General features: G+C 36.7%; 25 protein-coding genes. 3 read left to right on the top strand and 22 right to left on the bottom strand.

Going from position 1 to position 23,867, the window contains the following annotated elements:
* The 7 genes from trpA to MS2017_RS10795 all read right to left on the bottom strand — a co-directional run bounded on the left by trpA (position 1) and on the right by MS2017_RS10795 (position 8,039).
* Positions 1-801, bottom strand: a complete 801-nt coding sequence (gene trpA, locus MS2017_RS10830) for a tryptophan synthase subunit alpha (protein ID WP_122952188.1) — start codon at positions 799-801, stop codon at positions 1-3.
* Positions 792-1,280: a hypothetical protein gene (locus tag MS2017_RS10825; protein ID WP_122952187.1), complete on the bottom strand. Its 489-nt coding sequence runs from the start codon at positions 1,278-1,280 to the stop codon at positions 792-794. The genes trpA and MS2017_RS10825 overlap by 10 nt, the downstream gene beginning before the upstream one ends.
* Complete coding sequence (locus MS2017_RS10820) at positions 1,273-2,637, bottom strand: AAA family ATPase (protein ID WP_164707710.1); 1,365 nt, start codon at positions 2,635-2,637, stop codon at positions 1,273-1,275. The genes MS2017_RS10825 and MS2017_RS10820 overlap by 8 nt, the downstream gene beginning before the upstream one ends.
* 2 nt (positions 2,638-2,639) lie before the next feature.
* Complete coding sequence (gene hemE, locus MS2017_RS10815) at positions 2,640-3,674, bottom strand: uroporphyrinogen decarboxylase (RefSeq protein WP_122952185.1); 1,035 nt, start codon at positions 3,672-3,674, stop codon at positions 2,640-2,642.
* A gap of 276 nt (positions 3,675-3,950) precedes the next feature.
* Positions 3,951-4,163, bottom strand: coding sequence for a 50S ribosomal protein L31 (gene rpmE / locus MS2017_RS10810; RefSeq protein ID WP_071563929.1), 213 nt, complete (start codon positions 4,161-4,163; stop codon positions 3,951-3,953).
* Between the two features lie 1,593 nt (positions 4,164-5,756).
* Positions 5,757-7,328: a flavin-containing monooxygenase gene (locus tag MS2017_RS10800; protein ID WP_071563366.1), complete on the bottom strand. Its 1,572-nt coding sequence runs from the start codon at positions 7,326-7,328 to the stop codon at positions 5,757-5,759.
* Between the two features lie 9 nt (positions 7,329-7,337).
* On the bottom strand, positions 7,338-8,039 hold the full coding sequence (locus MS2017_RS10795) for a hypothetical protein (RefSeq protein WP_071563365.1): 702 nt from the start codon (positions 8,037-8,039) through the stop codon (positions 7,338-7,340).
* A 428-nt stretch (positions 8,040-8,467) separates the two neighbouring features.
* Here MS2017_RS10795 and glmU point away from each other — a divergent pair, with 428 nt between their 5' ends.
* Genes glmU through MS2017_RS10780 form a run of 3 tightly spaced genes read left to right on the top strand, consistent with a single transcriptional unit; the run spans position 8,468 to position 11,587 of the window.
* Positions 8,468-9,823 carry a bifunctional UDP-N-acetylglucosamine diphosphorylase/glucosamine-1-phosphate N-acetyltransferase GlmU gene (glmU, locus tag MS2017_RS10790; RefSeq protein WP_206423658.1) on the top strand — a complete coding sequence of 452 codons (1,356 nt, stop codon included), beginning with the start codon at positions 8,468-8,470 and terminating at the stop codon, positions 9,821-9,823.
* Positions 9,816-10,427: a pyridoxamine 5'-phosphate oxidase family protein gene (locus MS2017_RS10785; protein WP_241156940.1), complete on the top strand. Its 612-nt coding sequence runs from the start codon at positions 9,816-9,818 to the stop codon at positions 10,425-10,427. Before glmU ends, MS2017_RS10785 begins: the two co-directional genes overlap by 8 nt.
* Entirely contained in the window at positions 10,421-11,587 is a 1,167-nt protein-coding gene (locus MS2017_RS10780; RefSeq protein ID WP_237731893.1) for an MFS transporter, read from the top strand. Before MS2017_RS10785 ends, MS2017_RS10780 begins: the two co-directional genes overlap by 7 nt.
* A 291-nt stretch (positions 11,588-11,878) precedes the next feature.
* On the opposite strand, the gene trpB is transcribed toward MS2017_RS10780, so the two are convergent.
* The 15 genes from trpB to MS2017_RS10700 form a co-directional block, all read right to left on the bottom strand.
* A complete protein-coding gene (trpB, locus tag MS2017_RS10775; protein WP_071563459.1) occupies positions 11,879-13,084 on the bottom strand; it encodes a tryptophan synthase subunit beta in 1,206 nt (401 codons plus the stop codon).
* Positions 13,077-13,490: an NfeD family protein gene (locus tag MS2017_RS10770; RefSeq protein ID WP_122952184.1), complete on the bottom strand. Its 414-nt coding sequence runs from the start codon at positions 13,488-13,490 to the stop codon at positions 13,077-13,079. The genes trpB and MS2017_RS10770 overlap by 8 nt, the downstream gene beginning before the upstream one ends.
* A gap of 3 nt (positions 13,491-13,493) precedes the next feature.
* On the bottom strand, positions 13,494-14,393 hold the full coding sequence (locus MS2017_RS10765; protein ID WP_122952183.1) for an SPFH domain-containing protein: 900 nt from the start codon (positions 14,391-14,393) through the stop codon (positions 13,494-13,496).
* Between the two features lie 419 nt (positions 14,394-14,812).
* Positions 14,813-15,433 (bottom strand): phosphoribosylanthranilate isomerase, encoded by a 621-nt coding sequence (locus MS2017_RS10760; RefSeq protein WP_122952182.1) that lies wholly within the window; start codon positions 15,431-15,433, stop codon positions 14,813-14,815.
* A complete protein-coding gene (locus MS2017_RS10755; protein WP_122952181.1) occupies positions 15,417-16,133 on the bottom strand; it encodes a hypothetical protein in 717 nt (238 codons plus the stop codon). The genes MS2017_RS10760 and MS2017_RS10755 overlap by 17 nt, the downstream gene beginning before the upstream one ends.
* Positions 16,134-16,143: 10 nt before the next feature.
* A complete protein-coding gene (locus MS2017_RS10750; protein ID WP_071563455.1) occupies positions 16,144-16,326 on the bottom strand; it encodes a sulfur relay protein DsrC in 183 nt (60 codons plus the stop codon).
* A gap of 29 nt (positions 16,327-16,355) precedes the next feature.
* On the bottom strand, positions 16,356-17,042 hold the full coding sequence (locus MS2017_RS10745; protein WP_122952180.1) for a metallophosphoesterase: 687 nt from the start codon (positions 17,040-17,042) through the stop codon (positions 16,356-16,358).
* A gap of 92 nt (positions 17,043-17,134) precedes the next feature.
* Positions 17,135-17,398 (bottom strand): hypothetical protein, encoded by a 264-nt coding sequence (locus tag MS2017_RS10740; protein WP_071563609.1) that lies wholly within the window; start codon positions 17,396-17,398, stop codon positions 17,135-17,137.
* A gap of 30 nt (positions 17,399-17,428) precedes the next feature.
* Positions 17,429-18,178, bottom strand: coding sequence for a TRM11 family SAM-dependent methyltransferase (locus MS2017_RS10735; RefSeq protein ID WP_071563610.1), 750 nt, complete (start codon positions 18,176-18,178; stop codon positions 17,429-17,431).
* 264 nt (positions 18,179-18,442) lie between these two features.
* Entirely contained in the window at positions 18,443-18,661 is a 219-nt protein-coding gene (locus MS2017_RS10725; protein ID WP_071563612.1) for a helix-turn-helix domain-containing protein, read from the bottom strand.
* Positions 18,662-18,716: 55 nt separating this feature from the next.
* A complete protein-coding gene (locus MS2017_RS10720; RefSeq protein ID WP_122952179.1) occupies positions 18,717-19,598 on the bottom strand; it encodes a type II restriction endonuclease in 882 nt (293 codons plus the stop codon).
* A complete protein-coding gene (locus tag MS2017_RS10715; RefSeq protein WP_122952178.1) occupies positions 19,591-20,118 on the bottom strand; it encodes a hypothetical protein in 528 nt (175 codons plus the stop codon). The genes MS2017_RS10720 and MS2017_RS10715 overlap by 8 nt, the downstream gene beginning before the upstream one ends.
* Positions 20,115-20,993, bottom strand: a complete 879-nt coding sequence (locus tag MS2017_RS10710) for a DNA adenine methylase (protein WP_071563615.1) — start codon at positions 20,991-20,993, stop codon at positions 20,115-20,117. The genes MS2017_RS10715 and MS2017_RS10710 overlap by 4 nt, the downstream gene beginning before the upstream one ends.
* 36 nt (positions 20,994-21,029) lie before the next feature.
* A complete protein-coding gene (topA, locus tag MS2017_RS10705) occupies positions 21,030-23,369 on the bottom strand; it encodes a type I DNA topoisomerase (protein WP_122952177.1) in 2,340 nt (779 codons plus the stop codon).
* A complete protein-coding gene (locus MS2017_RS10700) occupies positions 23,369-23,860 on the bottom strand; it encodes a Smg family protein (RefSeq protein ID WP_071563410.1) in 492 nt (163 codons plus the stop codon). The genes topA and MS2017_RS10700 overlap by 1 nt, the downstream gene beginning before the upstream one ends.
* Positions 23,861-23,867 lie beyond the last annotated feature (7 nt).

Below are 23,867 nucleotides of genomic sequence, written 5' to 3'. Positions count from 1 at the left end.
TTATTTAATTGCACTCGAAATTTCATTCGCCAACACACCCACACTTGCCAACATTTTATCCTTATCATCTGCATATTGCTCAACAAATGCAACCAATGATGAGCCTACAATAACTGCATCAGCATGTTCGGACACTGCTTTTGCACTTTTGGCATCTTTAATGCCAAAGCCAACGCCAATGGGCAAGTTAACCGTTTGGCGAATCCTTAAGAGATGTGTTTTGACCAAATCAACATCCAAATGCCCTGCACCTGTTACCCCTTTGAGGGCAACAAAATAAATAAAACCTGAGGCGATGGTGGCTAAAAATGCCAAACGATCATCCGTTGTAGTTGGTGCAACTAAGAAAATAAAATCTACATCAACACCATCCAGGCATGTCTTTAAATCATGCGCTTCCTCGGGTGGCATATCCACCACCAATACGCCATCCACACCGCTTTCACTGGCGGCATCGGCAAATGCTTGATAGCCAAAGACTTCAATTGGATTAAGGTAACCCATCAGCACAATCGCTGTTGTGTCGTTGATTTGCCTAAACCTTTTAACTAAATCTAACACATTGCGAAGACTAACCCCATTTGCCACTGCGCGTTCATGCGATTTAGCAATGACTGGCCCATCTGCCATTGGGTCTGAAAACGGCACGCCTAATTCAATCACATCCGCTCCATTGTCAACCAAAACTTGCATTAATGCAAAAGTGTTATCCAGCCCACTATCGCCTGCTGTGATAAAGGGAATAAAGGCTTTTTTGTTCTGCTTTTTTAGGGTTTTGAAAGTGTTTTTTATTATGGACATAATCGGGTACCTAGTGTTGATAATTTGTTGCAAATTTCCTTTGTTTTGCACACAACAAAATTGAAATGCTTATCTATTTTCCTTTTCCTTATTGGAAAAATATTATCAAATAGCACAATCTCAGTGTCGTTTTTTATAACTACATAATACTGGTTAGGGACGCAATTATTATTAATACTCTCTTTGACTATGTCAATAGAATCGTTGTATTTTTTAGTGAGATTTGTCAAAATATCATCCATATTTTTATTCTCCAATTGAGCCCGTAAATCTTTTAATTCAATCAAAATAAGTTCATTCCCTATTAAATCAATATAGTCAACTTGCGCACAAGTACCGTAATTTAATTCTTTTACACACCCGTTATCATTCTGATCAAATAATATAGCCTGACAAGCCGCTTGTTCTATTGCTCCCTTTATGGGCGGGGAGTGCTGAATTGTTTTGCAATATTTGCAATGGCTAGTTAAATTAACCATTTTTTGCGTCTTTCATATATAAGTCTTTGTATGAAGACGACAATTCTTCTCTAGATTCTATTAAATTTTCAGTAATATCGTCAGAGTCAAATTCAAACAACCTCCCTTCTTTTGTAAAATGATTAATAGCAATAAATTTTTTATCTTTGTCTTTAGTGTGAACTTCAAGCGCTTTGATCATGTCCAAACTGTGTGTTGCCATTACTACATTTACACCATTTTCCGCTAACTCAATTAGAACCTTAGTTAACAAAACTTGCCAAGTAGGGTGTAAGTTTGTTTCTGGCTCATCAAAAAATACAAACGAACCTTTGCTAATGACATTGTTTTTAAGCAAGGCCTGTATCATGCCTAAATTGGTCATACCAAAAGAAATTAAGTTTTTATCAATATTTTTGCCAGAATTATCAACAAATGACAGGCGACCACTGTCGAAAATAAATTCTCCACCAATTTCTTCCTTTAATTCAACTGCCAATTTTGATACAATTTCTAAAGGCTGATTGGTTGATTTGGTGTTTAAGGTTTTATCTAAATCGTAAAAATATTTTGAAACCCCTGTCAAGTCCCCCTTTTTTTCTACTTCTTTGGAGTTGTTAAGGGCGTCTCTTACACTCCAGTAAGCGGGAGACTCAAAGAATATAACCCTATCAAGGTTAGAAACTTCAGCAATAAAATCATGTTCTAATGAAAAATCAACAAAATTATCTTTATTAAAGGATATATTTAATCCATTTTTTTTATCGTATATTTGGCATTTACTCTCATCAAAGGAAATCAGTTCGTATAAATTTGAAATTTGAAAATTTTCTTTTATTTCACTCGATAAATTCTTTGAAAGTATCTTTGGGTAAATATTATGTTTTGTAAAACTCTCTAGGATTGAGAAATTATTCTGCAATTCTTTTATTTTATTTTTGATGAATTTAACCTTAATGGGATTATTTTGTATTTTCTCAAAGTGTTTGTTAAGTTTGTTAATTGGTTTTTCGATATCCTTATGTAATTCCTGGATTTTGATTTTATAAAATCTTATATTCTCATCTTTAAAAACATTTAAAGCATCTTTAAAGAGGTTTAGCTTTGTTTTAACATCTTTCACCATATTTTCTTCCAGTGCACTTTTTCTTTGAACTTGTGCAATAAAAGATTCCAAATCTATATTTATAGTGACTATTGTTTTATCAATTTCTATGCGTAATAAGTTTTTATTTAAAACACTAAAGATAGAATAAAGCGTTTTGGTAAAAAAACTTTTGCCCGTGCCATTCTCGCCCGTTAGCACAGTCAATGGGCGAAGTTTTACCTCGCCTTTTTTAAATCTACCTAAATTTTCAACTTTAATGTTTAAATTCACTTTTACCTCGAACTGAATTTATGCACACAATCAACCAAAACTTTCATATTCTCAGGGTCAACATCAGGGGTAATGCCATGACCGAGGTTGAAGATATGACCCGTATCACCTTTGAATTGCGACAAGACTTTTTTAACTTCTCGTTCGATGACTTCAGGTGTGGCGTATAGAACGGCGGGGTCAAGGTTGCCTTGAATGGCAACTTTATCGCCTACTTGTTGTTGTGCTTGTGCGAGTTCTATGGTCCAGTCGATGCCGATGCCATCACAGCCGGTATCGGCAATATGGGTCAAGTGTTTGCCGCCGTTTTTGCTGAATAGGGTGATGGGGATGGTGGGGTGTTGGGCTTTGACGCTCTTGACGATTTTTGCCATATAGTTTAGGGAAAAATCTAGGTAATTTTGTTTGGACAATACGCCGCCCCAAGTGTCAAAAATCATAACACTGTCTGCGCCTGATAAAATTTGTTGGTTAAGGTAGGCAATAACGCTTTGTGCCAATTTTTCTAATAATAAATGCAAGGCATCTGGGTTGTTAAATAGCATTTTTTTGGTATTGGCAAAGGTTTTGCTACTGCCACCTTCAATCATATAAGTGGCTAAAGTCCATGGGCTGCCGCTAAAACCAATCAACGGCACACGGTTGTTGAGTGCTTTCTTAATGGTTGAAACGCCGTCAAATACATAGGTTAGTTCGTTGTTAATGTCGGTGGGTAACTTTTCAATATCAGCCAGTGATTGGATGGGGTTGGAGAATTTGGGGCCTTCGCCTTCTGAAAAGTACAAACCCAAATTCATTGCATCGGGAATGGTCAAAATATCAGAAAATAAAATGGCTGCATCTAAATCAAATCTGTCAATTGGCTGCATTGTTACTTCGCATGCCAGTTCAGGTGATTTGCACAGTGTTAAAAAATCGCCAGCTTTTGCGCGCGTTGCCCGATATTCTGGCAAATAACGACCTGCTTGGCGCATTACCCAAATAGGTGTGCGTTTTGTCGGCTTCTTTAATAGGGCGTTGATATAGTCAAATGACATAGTTAACATGAATTATTTTAGTAGCAAACAATTATAACAATTTTTTGTCTAAACTCTTTGACCTTTGTGTAAATAGGAATGATTGGAAAAATTTAATTTTACCCACCTGGTGATTTCTCTAAACCTTGTTCTGACAAGGCTAAGGCTGGGTTTAAAAAATTGTCAAGTGGGTAAAAGTGAATTCTTGGTGATTATTTGTATTTACGCAAAGACTTTCCTTTGGCAATCGGGCATAAAAAAAGCCACTTTCGTGGCTTTTTACTAAAAATTTGATACTTATCGTTTGAATGCACCGTAACGAGATTTAAACTTCTCAACACGACCTGCACTGTCCATAATTTTTTGCTTACCTGTGTAAAAGGGGTGGCAACTAGAGCACACATCTAAGTGTAATTCTTCTTTACCAATTGTTGAACGAGACTCAAAGGCGTTGCCACATGAGCAGATTACTTTCACGGTGTCATAATTAGGATGTATGTCTGTTTTCATAGCTATAAATTTATGTCAATCTTTAAAGGAAGAGAATTATATACTAATTCTTATGGGTAATTCTAATTAAAATGTAATTTATAAGTCATTATTTTTTTTAGTCTCTGACAGTGATAAACTAAAGAGTTTTAGTTGCATTGCGGTATAATCTAAAAAAAAGTGTTGAGATAAATCCAATGCTTTTCTTCTTGTAAAATCCTGTGTATTGTTGTCAGGGGCTAAAAATAGTTCAATATATCAATCATAAAAAGTAACACCCAACTATAAGTTGAGCATAGCATTAAAGTTTAAGCTCGGTATTTGGTTTTGAAGTATAAATTTAGAAATCGATATAAAAATACCAATGAAGTTACTCTATTTTAAAAATCAAAGCCCACTATGACTGCAGAGCAATTGATATTCGCTATTATTTCTTGGGTTGTTCTTACAAGTATTGTGTATACATTAACTGGATGGAAGAGAGTGCTTGATTGTTATAAGATGTGGTTTCGCAAGGAATATTGGACAAACTATAATATTATTGAAGCAGTTAGCTGGAGTATGAAAGCCATCATTATTGTACCTGGGCTGATATTTGGAGTTCAGCTTTGGCAATTGTACTTTGTTGCCTTACTAACTAGTATGTCTTTAATCTGGGCGAGTAATAGAAAGTTATTACCCACATTGGTAAGTTTCAATACGCTTTGGATTTGGCTGTCTATGATGATTATATCTCAACATATAATATGAGACCTTTGCGTAAATATAAATAATCATCAAAGATTCACTTTTCACCCACTTGGTAATTTTTTAAACCCAGCCTTAGCCTTGCTAGGACAAGGTTTAAGAAAATCACCAAGTGGGCAAAAATTGAATTTTGCTAATCATCCATATTTATACAAAGGCCTCCATATAGCATTTCAACAATGTCAAAAAATAGTCCGAATTAAGCAAAAAAAAATCGGAGTAAGGAAGCGAATCTAGCGCACTTTGGCATTCAAAACTAAACGAGCGCTTGAGCGATTACGAAACAATATCTATGTGAGTCAGGCACCTCTTCATTAGACACAAATATTAACCAAAGGACAACTTTCATGCATTGGTAAATTTTTATAAAGCCCATCTTGTCTCTGCTAGGATAGGCTTTATAAAAATGACAACTGAATAAAATTTACCTTTTATTCAGTATCTATGCCTAATACCGTTTTCAAAAATAAAATGAGCAATATAGCGCTTATAATCACCCAAGTATAGCAATAAAAATACTTGGAATGAGGGCGAGCGCCAGATTGTTTAGTTTATTTTTGAAAATGGCATAAAGCAGGGGTGCTTCATATAAGAAATTGTTAGAAGTTTTGGAAAGGCAAATCTCTCTATTTTGAAGTGATTCCCGTAGTTAAAGTTACTTTTTGTTTATACCCTCGGAAAATAGATTTTGCGCTTATTATTTGAGACCTTTGTTAAATATGAACAATCGCCAAGCGTCCGCTTTTCATCCACTTAACAATTTTTTAAACCCATAGTCGTAGGGAGCGGTTTGTAACCGTTTCTTCTCTGTCAAACAAAGAAATCGCCAATTAAATTTTGCTAATCATCTATATTTATGCAAAGATCTTATTTAATTGAAAACAGTTTTGACAATTTGTTTAACAAATAAAGTATCGTCTCTACAAAGAGAACTTTTTTGTTCATTGTGGGGAATTTTTTGATAATAGATGCAATTTTTTTTGATTTTGCATTGTGTGGGTATAATCTGTAAATTCCGGGGTATAAAAAAGAAAAATTGACTTTATACCATAAGTGAATATCTAAAAAAAACAAACGCCACTGCTTTGGCAAAGCATTTAAATCCTTTGCCAATAATCTTGTGTACCAATAATAATCAACAAGGTGTGTGATGCGCTCAAAATCAACAGGGAACTGCCATTTAAATCTTTGTTGCTGATTTAAAATCTCTTGTTGCATTTTTTCTTGATTGGGCAAGTCGATTTCTTGTTTTAGATAAGCAGATAAATATCTTGCTTGTAATTCTGCAACCGAAGGCAAAGACCCTAAATTTGGTCGAGCAAAACCAATAAAATAACAATGCTCCACATCTGGGATAAATATATATTTATACAGTTTATTGATAGATGAAGTTTTATCTAGTATATCATCAGGCAAAAAAGATAAATTAAAGGTATTGCCGGTGCATAACACAATTGTATCTGCCAATACAGAGCTGCCATCTTTAAATATAACCTTTTTACCTTCTAAGTTTACAATTTCAGGCTTTAAAGATGTTTTGTCTTCTAAATAGGCTTTAATAAAACCGCAACTTTTTGTTGTGACTCGACGAAAAGGCCCTAGGTAATTAATTGACTTATAAGAAGAATTAAAATGATTCATGGCATTTTGAATTTGCTTATCTTCTTGTAGGGCAATGTTTTTATACTCTAATTTTCTTTTAAAACTTGTCAAAAAAGACAATCGGCTATCGTCTACATCTCGAGAAAGAGCATGATAGATATTTGAGGTGTCTAAATCTGTTGGTTTGTTGTCGTGATATCTTGGGATAAAATATCCGGGCCACCTCCGAACAGAAACATAACTTTGGCGTACTAAATTTCGAGACAAATAAACAAGATCAGAGGCAGTCTCACCCAAACCTACAAAAACTACTTTTTTGCCTTTTAAGCCAGATACTTTTTTTGTATTTCCCCCGTAAATGACTTCACCAGAAAATTTTTCTTGGTTGGGCAAATGGGTTTTTCTTGCCTTATGGTTTGCGCCACTACAGATGGCTAAATAATCAAATATTTCAATCTCTATGTCCCCGTCTTTTTGAAAGCAAACCTCCCATTGTTTACCTTTTTTGTTTATTTTTTGAACAGTATGATTAAAAAATATTAAGGGGAGCAGGTGGTTATATTTGGCGTAACGATTTAAATAATCCACATACTCTTTCGCCTTCCACATTCTTAAATCATCACAGTTGTCCTGAGGTGGAAAATCACTAAAACTTATCAAAAATGGATTGTTAACAAGGCTTAAACCTTCATAGCAATTTGAAAATACACCGCCAATGGCATCGGATTTTTCAAAAACTTTTACATCAATATTTGGGTTATTTTCCTGAATTTCTTTTGCTGTGCAAAGCCCAGAAGGACCTGCGCCAATAATGCAGATTTTCTTTTTGGTCGACACTTGTGGTTTTTAAGATAAAGATTTACTAGGGAAAGTAATTGAATATTTATAATCTAAGAAATCTTTAAATTTATCAAAATGAGCATCAACTATATGGAGTGCTTTTTCTAAAGTTTCTTGATCAAGTTTTTGTTGTTCAAAAATTGATAAATCAACAGCATTGTCAACTTCACTGTCAATATGCAGGTTGCCAAAATAATGCAATTGTTTGCCAGTTTTCTGTTCGTATAATCCTGCAACATATTTGGTTGTATTAAAGAACATTTTTACTGTTGTCTCTCCAGCCTCCATTGCTGCCATTCTTAAATAAACATTATCGCCACACATTTGAGCCCTGATAATTGCGTGATACATATAACTTCTAATAGGTGCACCAGCATCCAGCCAAATCATATCCATGGCATCGCCATAATCTTTTACATTGTTGTAAATGCCTAAAGTTTGCAAATCAGTTTTCAGCATATTCCAGTGTGTAGAATCCACCTCAGCATGCGCATTAATCGCCTTTTGCATATCGTTCTTAGGGTTGGGAAAATGATAAAACATCTGGTTGATGTCTTTAAATGTCATGGTAAGGTGCACAAATAAAGGTGCCCATATATCTATTTTTTCAATTACGCTTTCTTGTGTTATTGTATGAACATCACGGAATAATTTATGATTTGACACGGCTTTCTTGTGTCTGTTAATTGCAGCAAGTACTTCTTTCATTGTCTTAATTATTTTAAATCTACTTAAATCTTTACTAAAAAAAACTACATTATATATCAGAACTGTAACGCCATGTTCTTAAAAATTTATAAATAATTATTTAAAATTTCTTATATAAAATATCTGTAAGAAGCCCTCTGTTCTAAGGCCTTTGCATAAGTCTGAATAATCATCAAAAATCCACTTTTTACTCATTTGTAAATTTCTTAAATCCAGCCTTATCTTTGTCGGGACAAGGTTTAAATAGATCGACAAATGATTGATAGTTAATATTTATACCTAATGCAGGGGTCTCGTGAGGGTCTCTTGGTAAAAAACTAAATATTAAAGTTTAAATCGCCCTATGATATAATTTCGCAAAGGTATCAAGGCAAAACTCTGTGTTATTGTCGGGAGCTAAACCATTACATTAAACCCACTATAACTTTATGGAACATATAAACGCTATTATTCTTGCAGCCGGCAAAGGCTCGCGTATGAATGCCGCCAAGCCAAAGGTTTTGCAGGTCTTATCGGATAAGACTTTGCTTGGGCATGTGCTAACGCAAGCGCAAGCATTATGCTCCCAAGTGTTCGTTGTGGTTGGATTTGGCGGCAATCAGGTGCGTCATTTTTTTAAAGATGATTCAATTCATTGGGTGGAGCAAGCCGAGCAACTTGGTACTGGACATGCTGTGCAGCAGGCGATGCCACATATTGATGACGATTCAATTTCTCTTGTGCTGTATGGCGATGTGCCCCTTATTGAGCAACCAACTTTAGAAAAATTAACGGCTCAAGTGCAAAAAAGTGGCGTGGCATTGCTTTCGGTAATATTGGAAAATCCAACAGGTTATGGGCGCATTATTCGCCAAAACAATCAAATTCAAGCCATTGTTGAGCAAAAAGATGCCAGCATTGAGCAGCTCAAAATCTGTGAAGTCAACACTGGCGTTATGGCGGTTGATAGCGGTTTGTTAAGAAGTTATTTGAGTAAGTTAGATTCAAATAATACCCAAGGTGAGTTTTATTTGACTGATATTATTGCGATGGCTGTGGGCACTGGCAAAACCATTGCATCGGTCATTGTAGAAAACGAATGTGAAGTGGCAGGCGTGAATGATAAAATACAATTAGCGACATTAGAAAGGGCTTTTCAGAAAAATCAGGCGAGCCAATTTATGCAACAAGGCTTAATGCTAAGAGACCCTGCCCGTTTTGATTGTCGTGGTAATTTAAGTTTTGGGCAAGATTGTGAAATCGATGTTAATGTGGTGCTTGAGGGCGATGTATCGATTGGAAACAATACAACAATTGCACCAAATTGCATAATAAGAAACACTAAAATCGGCGATAATGTGGTTATCTTGCCAAATTCTTTGATTGAAGACGCTGTGATTGGCGATGGCGCTTTCATTGGTCCATTTGCACGCATTCGTCCTGAAAGCAAAATCGGCAACAATGTTAAAATCGGCAATTTTGTTGAGGTGAAAAAATCTACCATTGGCAAGGGATCAAAAATTTCACATTTAAGTTATGTGGGCGATACTGTGATGGGTGAAGAGGTTAATATTGGCGCAGGCGTTATTACTTGTAATTATGACGGCGTTAATAAGCACCAAACCACGATTGGCGATGGTGCATTTATCGGCTCAGACACTCAGCTCGTTGCCCCCGTTGTTATTGGCAAAAATGCCCTTATCGGAGCAGGCTCTACTATCACTAAAAATGCGCCAGACAACGCCTTGACACTAAGCCGAGCCAAACAAAGCAGCTTAAAGAAAGGGATTAAAAATCATGATTAGAAAAGTATCTGAAATAAAAGATCAGGCACTGATTGAGCAAATGTTATTGTCAGGCAGTTATGGCGTGTTGAGTTTAATGGGTGATAGGCCGTATGGCGTGCCATTGAATTACATTTATTTTCAGGATGCCATTTATTTTCACAGCGCACCAAAGGGCGAGAAAATTCGCCTACTTAAGCAAAATCCACAAGTGTCTTTTAGTGTTGTTACAGAGGACACCATTATTCCCTCAAACTTTAGTAGCGATGAAGGCCTGGCATGCCCAGCCACTGCATTTTTTAAGTCTGTTATTATTGAGGGCAATGCACAAATTATTGAAGACTTTGATGAAATTGGCAAAACTTTCACCGCAATGATGCAAAACCTTCAGCCAGAAGGTGGTTATTTGCCTTTTGAAGATGAAGTTTATAAGAAAAAATTTAAGGCGCTGGTCGTGGTTAAAATTAACATTGAGCGGCTCAGTGCCAAGTTTAAATTTGGACAAGGGCTTAATCAAAAAAGGTTTCAAATGTTGCTTGATAATCTGCAAAAACGCGGCACAAAAATAGACTTATTGACCATTCAAGCAATGCATCAATACCGCCCAGAAAAATACAAGTGTTAGCATTACCACGCAATGTTTGGCTGTTGACAATTAGTTTATCGTTGTTTATGTCTTTAAGTGTTTTTGTTGTTTTTATTGGTGGCATTATTGGCCAATCTTTGGCGCCCTATGTTAGTTTGTCAACCCTGCCAGTGGCAATGTTGGTGATAGGCACTGCCAGTGGCATTCTTCCTGTTGTTTATGTGATGTCTAAAATTGGCAGAAGACGCACTTTTTTAGGCGTTTGTGTTTATACAATCGCTATTATTGCGCTTGCCATTGTTGCCCTGCAAATACAATCTTTTTATTTGTTTTGCTTGTCCATTTTTTTGTTTGGCATTACTATGGCAACCATGAATCAGTTTAGATTTGCTGCTATTGAAAGTGTTGGTGAAAATCTCAACGCAACGGCAACCTCAACGGTGCTTCTCGGTGGTTTGGCCTCTGCTTTTTTAGGGCCAGAACTGGCAATATTGGGAAAAGACTGGTTTAACACGCCTTTTGTCGGTTCATTTTTGTTGCTCAGTTGTTGTTTTGTATTGGCATTTTTGCTATTGTGGTTTTACCAGTCAAAATACATTCCTGAAAGTGAGCAAAAACAGTCGGGTAGAAGTTTAAAAGCGATTGTCAAGCAGTCCGTGTTTATCGTTGCCATATCCAGTGCTTCGGTGGGTTATGTTGTTATGAGTTATATTATGACTGCTACCCCAATGAGCATGCATATTATTGACGGTTTTTCTTTGATGCAAACTAAATTCGTCATTCAATCCCATATGATTGCGATGTTTCTACCTTCTTTGTTCACCCCAATTATTGTTAAATTATTTGGACTTAGTAAGATGATGATAATCGGTATTGCGCTATATTTTGTCTGTATTTTTATTGGTTATAGCCATAGTTTGCATAATTATTGGGTGGCGCTTATTTTATTGGGACTCGGTTGGAATTTTCTATTTATCGGCAGTACCAGTTTATTGCCACGCGCTTATCGTGGTTCTGAAAAATTTAAAGTGCAGTCTATTAATGATTTGCTGATTTTTGCCACACAAGCCGTAGCCTCATTGTCTGCCGGTTGGTTTGTGTTTAACTTTGGCTGGGAAGTTGTGCTGTTGTCAACTGTTCCATTGTTATTGTTACAATTATTGGTGTTGTTATGGTGGCTAAGGAAAAAAGCCCACTAAAACTTTATGCAAAGGTCTCTCTATAAGCGTTTAAGTATATTTTTTCCTAGCGTGTAAGCATATAAAGCACTGGGTAGAAACTCAATGAGCGTATCGTCAATGATGCGCTCTTGAGAGATTGTTTTTAGTGCATGCATAATAAAATAAGAGTAAATATTTAACTCTAATTATACATAACTAACATTTAGTAGTATATATTTAACTCTAATATAGAATAAACTATAACTAAGAGTAAACATTTAACTCTAATATAATATAATTTTAAATTAAGAGTAAATTATTACTCTTAGTTTAAAATTCAATGCCTTCAATTTGAGCAATGGTGTGAATGTCTTTATCGCCACGACCCGAAAGATTGATAATCATATTTTTATCTTTACCCAGTTGTTCTGCAAGTTTTATGCCGTAAGCCACAGCGTGGGAAGATTCTAATGCAGGCAAAATACCTTCAGTTTTGGTTAAAGTGTGGAAAGCCTCAAGCGCTTCTTTGTCGGTAATGGCAACATATTGCGCACGACCGCAGTCTTTTAAGTAGGCATGCTCTGGGCCAACACCTGGGTAATCTAATCCAGCGCTGATGGAATGCCCTTCAATAATTTGCCCATTTTCATCTTCCATCAAATAAGTACGACTGCCGTGTAAAACACCCATACTGCCTGCACAAAGTGGGGCTGCATGCGCAGTTGGGCCTTTTTCTAAGCCGTGTCCTGCTGCTTCAACGCCATAAATATTAACGGCTGCGTCGTCAATAAACGCATGAAACAAACCAATCGCATTTGAACCGCCACCCACACACGCCACCAAAGCATCGGGCAAACCGCCGACCTGTTCAGCAAATTGTATTTTGGCTTCTTTACCAATCACACTTTGAAAATCTCGCACCATCATTGGATAAGGATGTGGCCCTGCAACTGTGCCAATGATATAAAAAGTATCGTCAATATTGGTTACCCAGTCACGCATCGCCTCGTTCATTGCATCTTTTAGAGTTTTTGAACCTGAGGTGACGGGGATAACCGTAGCCCCTAATAATTTCATGCGAAATACATTAAGCGCTTGGCGAGCCACATCCACCGCACCCATATAAACCACGCATTCCAACCCCAAACGAGCCGCAACTGTTGCCGTTGCTACGCCATGTTGACCAGCACCTGTTTCGGCAATAATACGGGTTTTACCCATGCGTTTTGCCAAAAGCGCCTGGCCAATGGTGTTGTTTACTTTGTGTGCCCCCGTGTGATTCAAATCTTCTCGTTTAAGGTAAATTTGCGCACCACCTAATTTTTGACTCAAATTTTTTGCATGATAAAGCGGCGTAGTGCGACCCACATAATGCTTTAAATCGTCTTCAAACTCAGTTAAGAAATCCGCATCTTCTTTGTATTTTTCGTAAGCCTCTTTTAATTCGGTTACGGCTGTCATTAAAGTTTCGGCGATGAAAATACCACCATATTGCTCGAAATGCCCTTTATCGTCGGGTAAGTTGTAATTATTCATATTTTATCCAAGCGTTGTTTTTCTCTATTTTAATCACAACTACCTCTGCACCATCTAAAGAGGACACATCGCAATTAACCACTTTAAAATAACTTCCTTGATAGCTCAACATTTGGTTTTTGATCATGCCTTTGCCATGCTGTTTAATAAAATCATTGTCAAGTCCTGGGCTTTTGTTGACAAAACTTTTAAGTGGCTTATAAAATAATGCAAATAAAATAATGGAGATGACACTTGCCAGTGTAAACTGAATCCAAATTGATGATAACGGCATAAAGTACTCAATAATGGCAACCATTACTAAGGCCATGCCAAGCCAAATAATAAAGAATGAATATAATATAATTTCTAAAAAGATTAAACAAATCCCAATAGTGAGCAGCAGTACACTAGATAAACTTTCCATAAGTTATTTTTGCAGTATGTCTTTAAGAATACTCAAGCTGCCAATCAGCTCTGTCGCTTCATAGGGCACAACAATTTTATCCTTTGAATCGCTGCTTGCCAAGGCGCTAAACGCTTTAATTCTGTCTTTTGCTAATAAAAATTCTGCTGAATTTTGATTTTTTGCAATGGCTTCATTAATAATGGTAATAGCTTTCTGTTGACCTTCAGCTATTTTTTCTTGCTCATATTTTTTGGCATCCGCCATTCTTTCAATCGCCTCTGCTTTTAAAAATTCACTTTGTTTAACTGCTTCAGCTTGCCTAATAACCGCTTCTTTTTCTGCTTGAGCATTTAACTCGATACTACGCTTTTCTCGCTCAGCTTTCATTTGCATATTCATCGCTTCTTCAATGTCACTAGGTACTGATATATCACTAATTTCAACCCTAGTTACCAGCAAGCCCCAATTATTGGCGGCATCAGAGAGTTCTAGTTGTAATTTAGCATTAAGGCTCTCTCTGTTGCTTAAAGTTTCATCAAGTTGCATGGAGCCAATCTCACTTCTAATGGTTGTCATGGCTAAAGATGAAATTGCTTTGTGAAAGCTCACAACATTGTAAATAGCCTCTTTAGCGCTTTGTATTTTACAAAAAACCAAACCATCAACAGTAATATTAACATTATCTTTGGTGATAACCGATTGGCTGGGTATGTCGATAATTTGCTCACGAATAGTAATACTTTGACGCACCACATCTAAAAATGGGATGATGATGTGGAAGCCAGCACTAAGTTCACGATTAAATTTACCCAGTCTTTCAATAATATAAATATCACTTTGCGAAACAATTTTTATGGATTTTAGGACAAAAGCCACCGCTAGCACTGCTAGCACTATAGAGAATATTTGAAAATCAGTCATTTTTTACCCCTTTAATTTTTCTTAATATTTTGACAGAAGATAAGAGTTTAAAAGTTTAACAGAAACTGACCAATCTTGCTAATATCTTTGGCTTTAACCCAAAGATAGAAAATGTAGACCTAACGCCTACTCTTGTTTTAAATATTTATGTAAACATCTCTATAGGTACTGTATTTTTGAAAATACCGTAAAATCCAAGAGTGGAATTAGGAAATCCTTATTTTACTTTATTGCCATAAAGTGAAATAAGGAAATCCATATTTTACTTTTTCGCCATAAAGTAAAATAAGGAAATTATTCTGTTTTAACGACTAAGTGAATATTGCCCCAACCAAAAACCCATTGCTATTTCTGTACGGATAGAGCAGTCAAACACGAAAGGGGTTAATGTCAAGACAGCGTCGTTATGTTTGCAATTTTTATCCTTGGATTGGAGTATTGGCAATAAAATGTTTTATTTTCTCAATATCTTTTATACCTTTTATACTTTCCACGCCACTAGACACATCAACTGCATAGGGATTAACCTGTTTAACGGCAGTAGATACCATATCAGGTGTAAGTCCACCTGCAAGAATAATTGGTAAATCAATATCAACTTTGGCCAAAGACCAATCAAAATGCTCACCTGTGCCACCATAAGCCTCTTGGTTAAAGGCATCTAATAACAAACCGCTGGCCTGATGATAGTCTTCTGCCATTTTAACAATATTGGTATCGGCATGCACTCGCAAAGCCTTGATAAAAGGCATGGCATATTGATTACATTCTATAGGAGATTCGTCACCATGAAATTGTAGAGTGTCCAACGGCACTTCGCACAATACTTCATCAATAAAACCAGAATCTGCATTCACAAATAAGCCCACGCGGTTAACAAACGGTGGCAATGCATTGACAATTTCCAAAGCAGTTTCTACCTCAACATGGCGTGGCGACTTGTCGTAAAATACTAAGCCAATAGCATCTATGCCAAGAAATGCCGCCGCTCGTGCATTGTCAGCAGTGGTAAATCCACAAACTTTAATTTTGGTTTTCATTGTCCAATTTGGTTCTAATTTTATCTTTGTCAATCCACCATTTTCCCTCTACTAACTGGTCAATTGCACCTGATAATTTCTTTAAAAACACATCAGGCTTGTCCAATTCTAAGGTTCTACGCCACAAATCAAAAGTTGATTGATCTGTTACATGAGAATGTTTGTCAGCAACACTTGCCAGCATTTGTGAAGTGAAAAAAGTCAAATCATCTTCCTCGCCACATCGCATTGAAGTAATATAATGCGCCACCGTTGCCGCTACCGCTCGTGTGTCCGCCTCTTCAGGAGACTCTTCTACCAAATGTTGTAACATTGCCACCGTAATTTCAGGGTCAATCGGGAAAGTTATCCCCAGCCACAGAGCATGCCCCAACGCCACCAACGCATCTGGACCTTCTGACAAAAACATCACATCACAAGCCTCAACCGCCAATTCCCACAATTCATCATCTTGCGCCAATGTAAAAGCAGTAAAGGCCTTTTCCCAAGCATCAGCACCCTTATAGCGCTCAACTTGAATACGACCAATTTCTAATAAATTTTTGATGCGATCTTCAGTCGGCGCATTCTCGCTCAAACCCGCCAATTGTGCCTCAAAATACGCCAAACGAGCCTGAAGTTGCTCCTCATTCGCATACACATCTTCGCCATCATCGCCATCAAAAATATCTTGTTCTTTATTTAAATATTTAAAACCCATTTGTTACTCCCTAATAAAAAGCCGCTTCCAAACGATCTTCCCAATTCTCAGGTGTATCGCCATAATCAGGCTTCACATCCATCTGAAAAAATCGTTCATCACCCGACTTGGCAATATTCTTAACAATTGGCACCAAATCTTCAAATGATTCTAAATTGGTATGGGCAATCATCACTTCACTTAATAATAACATAATTTTTTATCTTGATAAAAATTGATATTTTACCGCACATCAGCGTTCACACTTTCAATAGAAAATTTTTCATCCTTTATCTCTTGAAAAATTGCCGCACTTAATTTTCCGCCATACACACAGCCCGTATCAATGCCAAGCGCATGTTGATTGATTTTTACCTCATTAAAATTTTGATGCCCATACACCACAAAACCTTGGCCACCATTATATATATCCGCCCAAAAAATCGATTTTTCATCCTCTTTGCCAAAGGTTACAAAATTATGGTCTTGATCTAAGAAGCGTAATCTCAGAATTTGAGCCCTTGATTTTTTGGAAATTTTATTCAAATTTTGGCGATTTTGCAAACCACCATGCAAAATAGTAATTTTTTCAAACCGCATAAACAAAGGCATATTTTTCAAATAACTTATATCTTCAGCATTTAAATTTACAACAATATCCTGCTCATCCTCATCCAACACTATCGGATTTTCCTTGATACTCTCTTGATGTTGTAAGTAACGAACAATCTTATCCTCATGGTTACCCAAAACAGATTTAATATTATGGCTTTGCAAATATCTAAGTGTTTTAATCGAGTCTTTCCCCCGAGTAATCACATCGCCAACACAAACCTCTATGTCGTTTTTCGCTGGTTTTATCTTCTGCCGTAATTGCGCTAATTCACTGCAACAGCCGTGAATATCGCCGTAAGTTATCAGTCTGCTCATTGTAATTTATTTTGTAATTATATAAAAAGTTGGAATTTTATCTTGCATTGGCATTAATGTTTTTTTCACATTTAACCTAAGTCAAAAAATATTTAACAGAGTTGTTCAGTGTATGTGTCGCTAAAGCATGTCCAATTTTCTTTAAAGTTATTCTCTTCTAATGCATAGGTCAAACTTCTCAATAATCCTTCGCCAAAGGCAACGCCACCTAAGCACACTATATTATTTTCTTGGCAAAATTTCTCAACAAAAATTTCACACGCTTTACTTATTGGGTGAATTGCTGTTGCATCTGTGGTTTCTTCGTCTTTCGTTCTATTAGCACCATTTAAACAAACAATTTGGTAATCATACATAACACACTCCTTTCATCATTTTAAAAATCATCATACTTTTTTGAACACAAATAAATGTTCATGTTTAATTAGCAAAAAATTATAATCTTTACTTTTGTTAACCCAAAAGCCAGTTGCCTTACAGTTGTGCTGTTGCTTGATAATATCTTCTTTTAATTCAAATCCAGCATTAAAAAATCTTTGCATTACCTTGAACGCTAAAGGCTGATACATCTTATTGCGCCTAGTGTCACCAATTAAAATAGCGCAATATTTGCCACGCTTCAGCACTCGATAAAACTCTTTTGCAACCTTTTCTATCTCATCGCAAAATGCATCTAAATCATGAATATTAGACAAATCTTGTTCTATTGTCTTATCAGAATATTTGATAATATCTACATAAGGCGGATGGTTAAGGACAAAATCAATGCTATCGTCTTTCAACATTGGCAGTTTTCTGCTGTCGTTAATTTTTGTTTTTATAATTGGATTAAATTCACTTTCAAAATCAAGTGCAGTTTCTGTAATTTTGATTGCATTTGGGTTTATATCCAGTGCCAATAAGTTTCTATTTAATAGTTTACATTCTATGGCAGTTGTGCCGCCACCAATCATGGGGTCAAGCAAATAGTCGCCTTGCTCTGAGTATCTTAAAATTAAATTTCTTACAACTTCTGGCGCCCAATTCCCCCTGTATGTGCTTTTATGGGTTGCCCAGTTGCCACGCCGAGGAAAGCTCCACACTGTTGCGCATTCTTGTTCGAAGTTTTCAGGATTAAGTTTTGTTATCTTAGGCATGGTTTTTTACTAATGCGAAATATGGGTAATTGATAAATATGCTTAAAAGCGCATTCAAGAATTCTATTACTGGATAAGCAATCTCTGGGTGCTTTTTTACTATTAAAGTTCAAAAAATCTACATTATGAAAGTGGGAATAATTTTTTAACCTCAATTTTTTGTTAACATGAAATTTCCAGTTTTTGCCGTTTAGAGGGGTAAGGCAATCCCTCATGTTGTTATCTAATAAATCAAACCCATCCTCCAAGGTAGAATGCAATTTTTTATATTTTTTGATTCTCATTTGAGTCATCCTTTTGCTTTAAAACAAAAGATATTTCAAGCCCCAAATAATCCAAAATTTTTTTCAAAGTTTTGTTGTTTAGGTTGTAGCTTTTGATTGCTTGATAAAAATGCGCCCTTTCAAGTCCTAGCGCCTTATAAACCTCACTGGGCTTTACATCTCTTTTTATTAGTTCAATCTTAATATCTTTCTCAAACATAATTATAACCTAATTTTTATAATTGTAAATATAATAATATACAAAAGATATAAATTTAAATACAAATATTTTTCAAAGCATTGTTTTTTAACATATTTAAATTAATGACATGATCGTTATGATTAAAAGTTTCTTCTAAGGGGTTCAACGCTGTTAACCACCCTTTGCCATCAGTAATCCAAATAAAATCCAAACCTTGTGACTTAATAAAATCGTTAAGCGCTTGATATTCTCCAGCAGTTGCCTTTAACTTAGATCCGCCACTGCCATAATAATTAACTTCAATTAGGTGTAATTTATTGTTATCACTATTGTGTAGCGCAAAATCAAACCTTCTTCCGCTTTTATCAATTTTGATATTGCAATCAAAATTATCTTTAATGCTTCTTTGTGTTGCTTGCTCGATAAAACTAAAATTTTGGTGTGTTTTGCAAAATTTACCCAAATAATCAGAAACAATATTTTCCATTAATATGCCCGTTCTATTCTTTCTGCCATTAGAGTCAAGCCCAACCTCAACACCAAAACAATAATCAACTAGATTTTTGATATAGCTATTTTGAAAAATATCTTTTAATCCACTTTCTTTAAAAAATATTAACAAGTCTTTCTTTATATCTTCATTAATCGCATCATAAAAAATATATGATTTATTCTCAGCAATCAATTTGTCTACATCTAAAATAATCGGCGTATTTTGGAGTTTAATTTTTCTAGTAGCAATTAAAAGTGGCAGAGCCATTCTGATATTTGGATATTGCTCTATCAATAATATAAATTGATTTTCTATGTCATCTTTTCCAATCAAACTATTTAAAATATTAAGCTCTACATTGACTTTTGCAACATTTAATTTGACTTTGTCAAAGTCTGTAAAGTAGCCCCATGTAAATATTGAGTCTTGGAATGTGGTTTTTAGGTTGTCAAATTTACACATCTTTTAAAACATCCTCGTAAAACATTTTTCTACCTCGCCCAGACCAATAAGTTATATCTTGTTCTATAAAAAACCACCTAATTAATTTAAGGATTAATTCATAACTTCTTCCAAAAATTGGTAAGTTTTGAGTGTATTGCAATGTGTCATCGTATGAACTGCATTGAAAGATTATATCAATCGCTTTAAAAAAGTCATGCCATTCATCTGCTGTTAAACTTTGTTTTTTTAATTTTAAATCTTCAGTTACATATTTATGTGACGGCGGCTTGTCGTTGCCATTTTTAAATAAATTATCGTCCTCAATAAAAATTACAAAATCACATCCCTTGTTCAGCCTACCTGGGCGTTCTAAATAAACTCTATTGCTATTTTCTAAAACATCTACAAAATATCTGTACTTTATATATTTTGGCTCCTTAATCCAAGTATCCAGTAAGAGCTTTCTTATTGCGTCAGGCGAGGAGTGTTCTTCTATGCGGTATAAATTGATTTCAACTGAATCGTCTGCTCGTATCACGCCTTCATGTCCAAAATATTATTTATTAAAACCTCATTAATTTTGCTACGACCACCACCTTTGCTATTTATAAATCGATTGGCTTGCACAAAATCAATAATATATTCTTGATATAAATCTTTAATAAAATTTGTATCAGAATTGCTTTTCATAACTGTACATTTCTTTTGATGCAGTTCTTTAAATACATCAAATAACTGTTTTTGTTTTTCGTCTAAAAAAGCATTTTTATCGTAAGCCGTGAAACTGGCGGTTTCGGTAAGAGGGTAGTAAGGCGGATCAAGGTAAACAAAATCATTTGGACTTGTGTTATCTATTGTTCTATCAAACGATTGATTGGCAATAATGGTATTTTGCAACGCCTTACTGGCATTTAAAATTGCCTCTTTGTCGGCAATATTTGGGTTTTTATAACTGCCGATTGGCGTATTGAAATAGCCTTTTGAATTGACCCTATAGAGTCCGTTAAAACATGTTTTATTAAGGTAAATAAATCGTGTTGCTCGTTCTAATTCTGACAATGTTTTGAAATTATCTGATCTGTCTAATTCTCTGGTTTGGTAATAAAATTCTTTATTATGATTTTCTTTGTAAGTTTGTAGATTGGTAATTAGTTTGCTGGGATTATTTTTAACGACATTGTAAGTGTTAATAAGTTCTGAATTTATATCAGAAAGGTATGCCTTCTTGCCTTTTAGCATTCCTCTCGAATAAAGTTCAAAAAATACTGCACCGCCACCTAAAAAAGGTTCGTGATAATTATTAAATTCTGTGGGGAATTTAGAAAATAATTGCTCTATCAAGCCACGCTTTCCGCCTGCCCACTTTAAAAATGGCTTGGCGACTTGGGGTGGATTATTTTTAGACTTTGACATAGATTCACCTTTGAAGCAATTGTTCTAAATTTTAATCTATTTCTTAACAACTTTCTTCTTCTTTTTTGGCTTGGCTTTTGCTTTAGGCTTAAGCTTACCAGCAACAGCTTTTTTACATTCTTCAAGGGTTAAGTCTGCGGGGGCTTTGTCGCCGAAGACTTTTTTGATGGTGATGTTTTTTTGGCCTTTGCCTTTCTTTTTGCCGTTCCAGATGTAGGGGCCGAAGCGGCCGTTGAGGACTTGGATTTCGCTGTCGTCGAAGGTTTTTATGATGCGTTCGGCGTCGAATTTTTCTTTGGCTTGAATGAGTTCTAGGGCTTTTTCTAGGGTAACTTCTTCGGGGGTGTCTTCTTTGAGGGAGACATATTTTTTGCCGTATTGGAGGTAGGGGCCGAAGCGGCCGTAGTTGGCTTTGATGGTGCCGAGGGTGTCGGTTTCGCCGACTGTGCGGGGCATATTGAATAATTCTAGGGCTTCGTCAAGGACGATGCTTTCGATGTCTAGTGAGCCTCGGAGTGAGGCGAAGACTGGTTTTTCTTCGTCGTCTTTGTGGCCGATTTGGGCGAAAGCGCCGTATCTGCCAAAGCGTACGCTGACGGGTTTGCCGCTTTTGGGGTCGGTGCCGAGTTCGCGCATGCCGTGGGTTTCTTCTCTGGAGATGTCGGCGGCGGCTTCAATTTTTTGGTGGAAGGGTTCGTAGAAGTTTTTAACGACGCCTTGCCATGGGACATTTTGGGTGGCAATGGTGTCAAAATCGCTTTCGAGTTTGGCGGTGAATTTATAATCAATAATATCATCAAAATATTTGACTAGAAAATCGGTAAGCAGGTAGGCGACATTGGTTGGGAACAGTTTGTTTTTTTCAGCGCCTGTGGTTTCGCTGGGCTGTGATTGGATGATTTGTTGGTCTTTGATTTCAATCAACTGGTATTCGCGTTGAATGCCTTCTCTGGTTTCCTTGGTTACATAATTTCTGTCTTGTACGGTGGATACCATGGTGGCGAATGTTGAGGGTCTACCGATGCCCATTTCTTCGATTTTTTTTACCAAGGAGGCTTCGGTGTAGCGCGGTTTGGCTCTTGAAAAACTTTGTTTGGCGGCAAAACTAAATAAGTTTAAAATGTCGCCTTGGCTTAGGTTTGGTAATAATTTGTCTTCTGCAGAAAGATAGTCGTAAACGCTTAAGAAGCCGGGGAATATCAATACTTCGCCGTTGGCGATAAAGCTTTCAGGGCGGCTGGAAATGCTGATTTTAATTTGTGTTTTTTGCAGTCTGGCGTCGCTCATTTGTGAGGCGAGGGTGCGTTTGTAAATGAGGGCGTAAAGTTTGGCGGCTTGGGCTTCTAAGCCAAGAATTTCTGGTTTGCTTAGGTCGGTTGGGCGAATGGCTTCGTGTGCTTCTTGTGCGCCGGCATCTTTGGTTTTAAATCGTCTTACGGTGTGATATTCGCTGCCAAATTTTTGTTCAATAACTTTGCCGGCGGCTTCGATGGCTGTTTCTGATAAGGTAAATGAGTCTGTTCTCATGTAAGTAATGGCGCCTTCACGGTATAGATTTTGCGCCAGTGTCATGGTTTGTTTTACCGAAAAGCCTAGTTTTTGTGAGGCTTCTTGTTGTAGTGTGGAGGTGATAAAAGGGGGCTTGGGTGAGCGTTTTGATGGTTTTTCTTCAATGGAAGAGACGCTTAATGTGGCGCTTAGAAGAGCGGTGGAGAATGCCAGTGCTTCGTCTTTGCTGGCAAAGTCTTGGCTGAGTTTTACTTCAACGAGTTTGCCTGCATTGTTGGACAATTCTGCTTTAATTTTATAAGTGCTTTCGGCGGTATGGTCGCTGATTTCCCGCTCTCTTTCAACGACTAAGCGCATTACTGGAGATTGCACACGCCCTGCTGAACGCGCACCTGAAATTTTGCGCCATAAAACGGGCGAAATTTCAAAACCCACCAATCTATCGATAATACGGCGTGCTTGCTGGGCATCTACCAATTGATAATCAACCGTTCTAGGTTTGACAATGGCATTGGTAATGGCGCCTTTGGTAATTTCGTGAAAGACAATCCTTGGTGTGTCTCTGGGCAAATCTAATGCTTTTAATAAATGCCAGGCAATGGCTTCTCCTTCGCGGTCTTCGTCCGTTGCGAGGTAAATTTTATCGGCGGCTTTTGCGGCTTTGCGCAATTCTGTAACGACTTTCTTTTTATCTGCGGTAACTTCATAGGTCGGTTCGAAATTATTTTCAATATCAATGCCCATATTTTTCTTAGGCATATCACGAATATGACCGATACTGGATTTAACACTAAAATCTTTTCCTAAAAACTTCTCAATGGTTTTGGCTTTGGCAGGGGACTCAACAATAACAAGATTTTTTGCCATCACTGAACCGTGTAGTTGTCATCAGGAGACATAATTGATTCTAACCATTGGGGTGAGATTTCTTGATCGTTGCTGTTGCCAAGTACCATCATGACCACCCATTTTAGGTCGTCCAAGGACAGGGTGGCATCGTTGAGGGACATAACTTGGTCAATAATCATTTCACGCTGATTGGCATCTACTTGCCCTATGTTTTCCATAAACAATAAGAAACCACGAGATTTTGCATTGAGTTTTGATTTTTCATCATCACTATAAATGCGCATACCGCCGTTAGAATGACCAGACAACTGAATATTGCCATCTTGCAAAGTGGCAATATTCTCTAGCCAACTGAGCGCCTTATCAATGCGTGTAACTTCAAATCCAGCATCTGAAAGGCGCGCTTTAAGGGTGATATCGTCAATTTCGTTGACCTCCTCTTCCGCTACTTCGAACAGATAGTCGAACATATATGTTAGTACATCAAGAATATTATTGTTATTTGTCATAAAAAAC

The organism is Bathymodiolus thermophilus thioautotrophic gill symbiont (assembly GCF_003711265.1).
In the GTDB taxonomy this organism is placed as follows: domain Bacteria; phylum Pseudomonadota; class Gammaproteobacteria; order PS1; family Pseudothioglobaceae; genus Thiodubiliella.
This window is presented reverse-complemented; position numbering and strand designations above follow the sequence as displayed.

Bases quoted from the DNA above. Each gene is read 5' to 3' on its own strand.
- MS2017_RS10765 (WP_122952183.1), bottom strand. From the start codon at position 14,393: ATGACTGATTTTCAAATATTCTCTATAGTGCTAGCAGTGCTAGCGGTG.
- glmU (WP_206423658.1), top strand. From the start codon at position 8,468: ATGGAACATATAAACGCTATTATTCTTGCAGCCGGCAAAGGCTCGCGT.
- MS2017_RS10825 (WP_122952187.1), bottom strand. From the start codon at position 1,280: ATGGTTAATTTAACTAGCCATTGCAAATATTGCAAAACAATTCAGCAC.
- MS2017_RS10760 (WP_122952182.1), bottom strand. From the start codon at position 15,433: ATGAAAACCAAAATTAAAGTTTGTGGATTTACCACTGCTGACAATGCA.
- MS2017_RS10700 (WP_071563410.1), bottom strand. From the start codon at position 23,860: ATGACAAATAACAATAATATTCTTGATGTACTAACATATATGTTCGAC.
- MS2017_RS10785 (WP_241156940.1), top strand. From the start codon at position 9,816: ATGATTAGAAAAGTATCTGAAATAAAAGATCAGGCACTGATTGAGCAA.
- MS2017_RS10745 (WP_122952180.1), bottom strand. From the start codon at position 17,042: ATGAGCAGACTGATAACTTACGGCGATATTCACGGCTGTTGCAGTGAA.
- MS2017_RS10710 (WP_071563615.1), bottom strand. From the start codon at position 20,993: ATGTCAAAGTCTAAAAATAATCCACCCCAAGTCGCCAAGCCATTTTTA.
- MS2017_RS10725 (WP_071563612.1), bottom strand. From the start codon at position 18,661: ATGTTTGAGAAAGATATTAAGATTGAACTAATAAAAAGAGATGTAAAG.
- MS2017_RS10735 (WP_071563610.1), bottom strand. From the start codon at position 18,178: ATGCCTAAGATAACAAAACTTAATCCTGAAAACTTCGAACAAGAATGC.
- MS2017_RS10750 (WP_071563455.1), bottom strand. From the start codon at position 16,326: ATGTTATTATTAAGTGAAGTGATGATTGCCCATACCAATTTAGAATCA.
- topA (WP_122952177.1), bottom strand. From the start codon at position 23,369: ATGGCAAAAAATCTTGTTATTGTTGAGTCCCCTGCCAAAGCCAAAACC.
- hemE (WP_122952185.1), bottom strand. From the start codon at position 3,674: ATGTCATTTGACTATATCAACGCCCTATTAAAGAAGCCGACAAAACGC.
- MS2017_RS10770 (WP_122952184.1), bottom strand. From the start codon at position 13,490: ATGGAAAGTTTATCTAGTGTACTGCTGCTCACTATTGGGATTTGTTTA.
- rpmE (WP_071563929.1), bottom strand. From the start codon at position 4,163: ATGAAAACAGACATACATCCTAATTATGACACCGTGAAAGTAATCTGC.
- MS2017_RS10755 (WP_122952181.1), bottom strand. From the start codon at position 16,133: ATGGGTTTTAAATATTTAAATAAAGAACAAGATATTTTTGATGGCGAT.
- trpA (WP_122952188.1), bottom strand. From the start codon at position 801: ATGTCCATAATAAAAAACACTTTCAAAACCCTAAAAAAGCAGAACAAA.
- MS2017_RS10795 (WP_071563365.1), bottom strand. From the start codon at position 8,039: ATGAAAGAAGTACTTGCTGCAATTAACAGACACAAGAAAGCCGTGTCA.
- MS2017_RS10720 (WP_122952179.1), bottom strand. From the start codon at position 19,598: ATGTGTAAATTTGACAACCTAAAAACCACATTCCAAGACTCAATATTT.
- trpB (WP_071563459.1), bottom strand. From the start codon at position 13,084: ATGAATAATTACAACTTACCCGACGATAAAGGGCATTTCGAGCAATAT.
- MS2017_RS10740 (WP_071563609.1), bottom strand. From the start codon at position 17,398: ATGTATGATTACCAAATTGTTTGTTTAAATGGTGCTAATAGAACGAAA.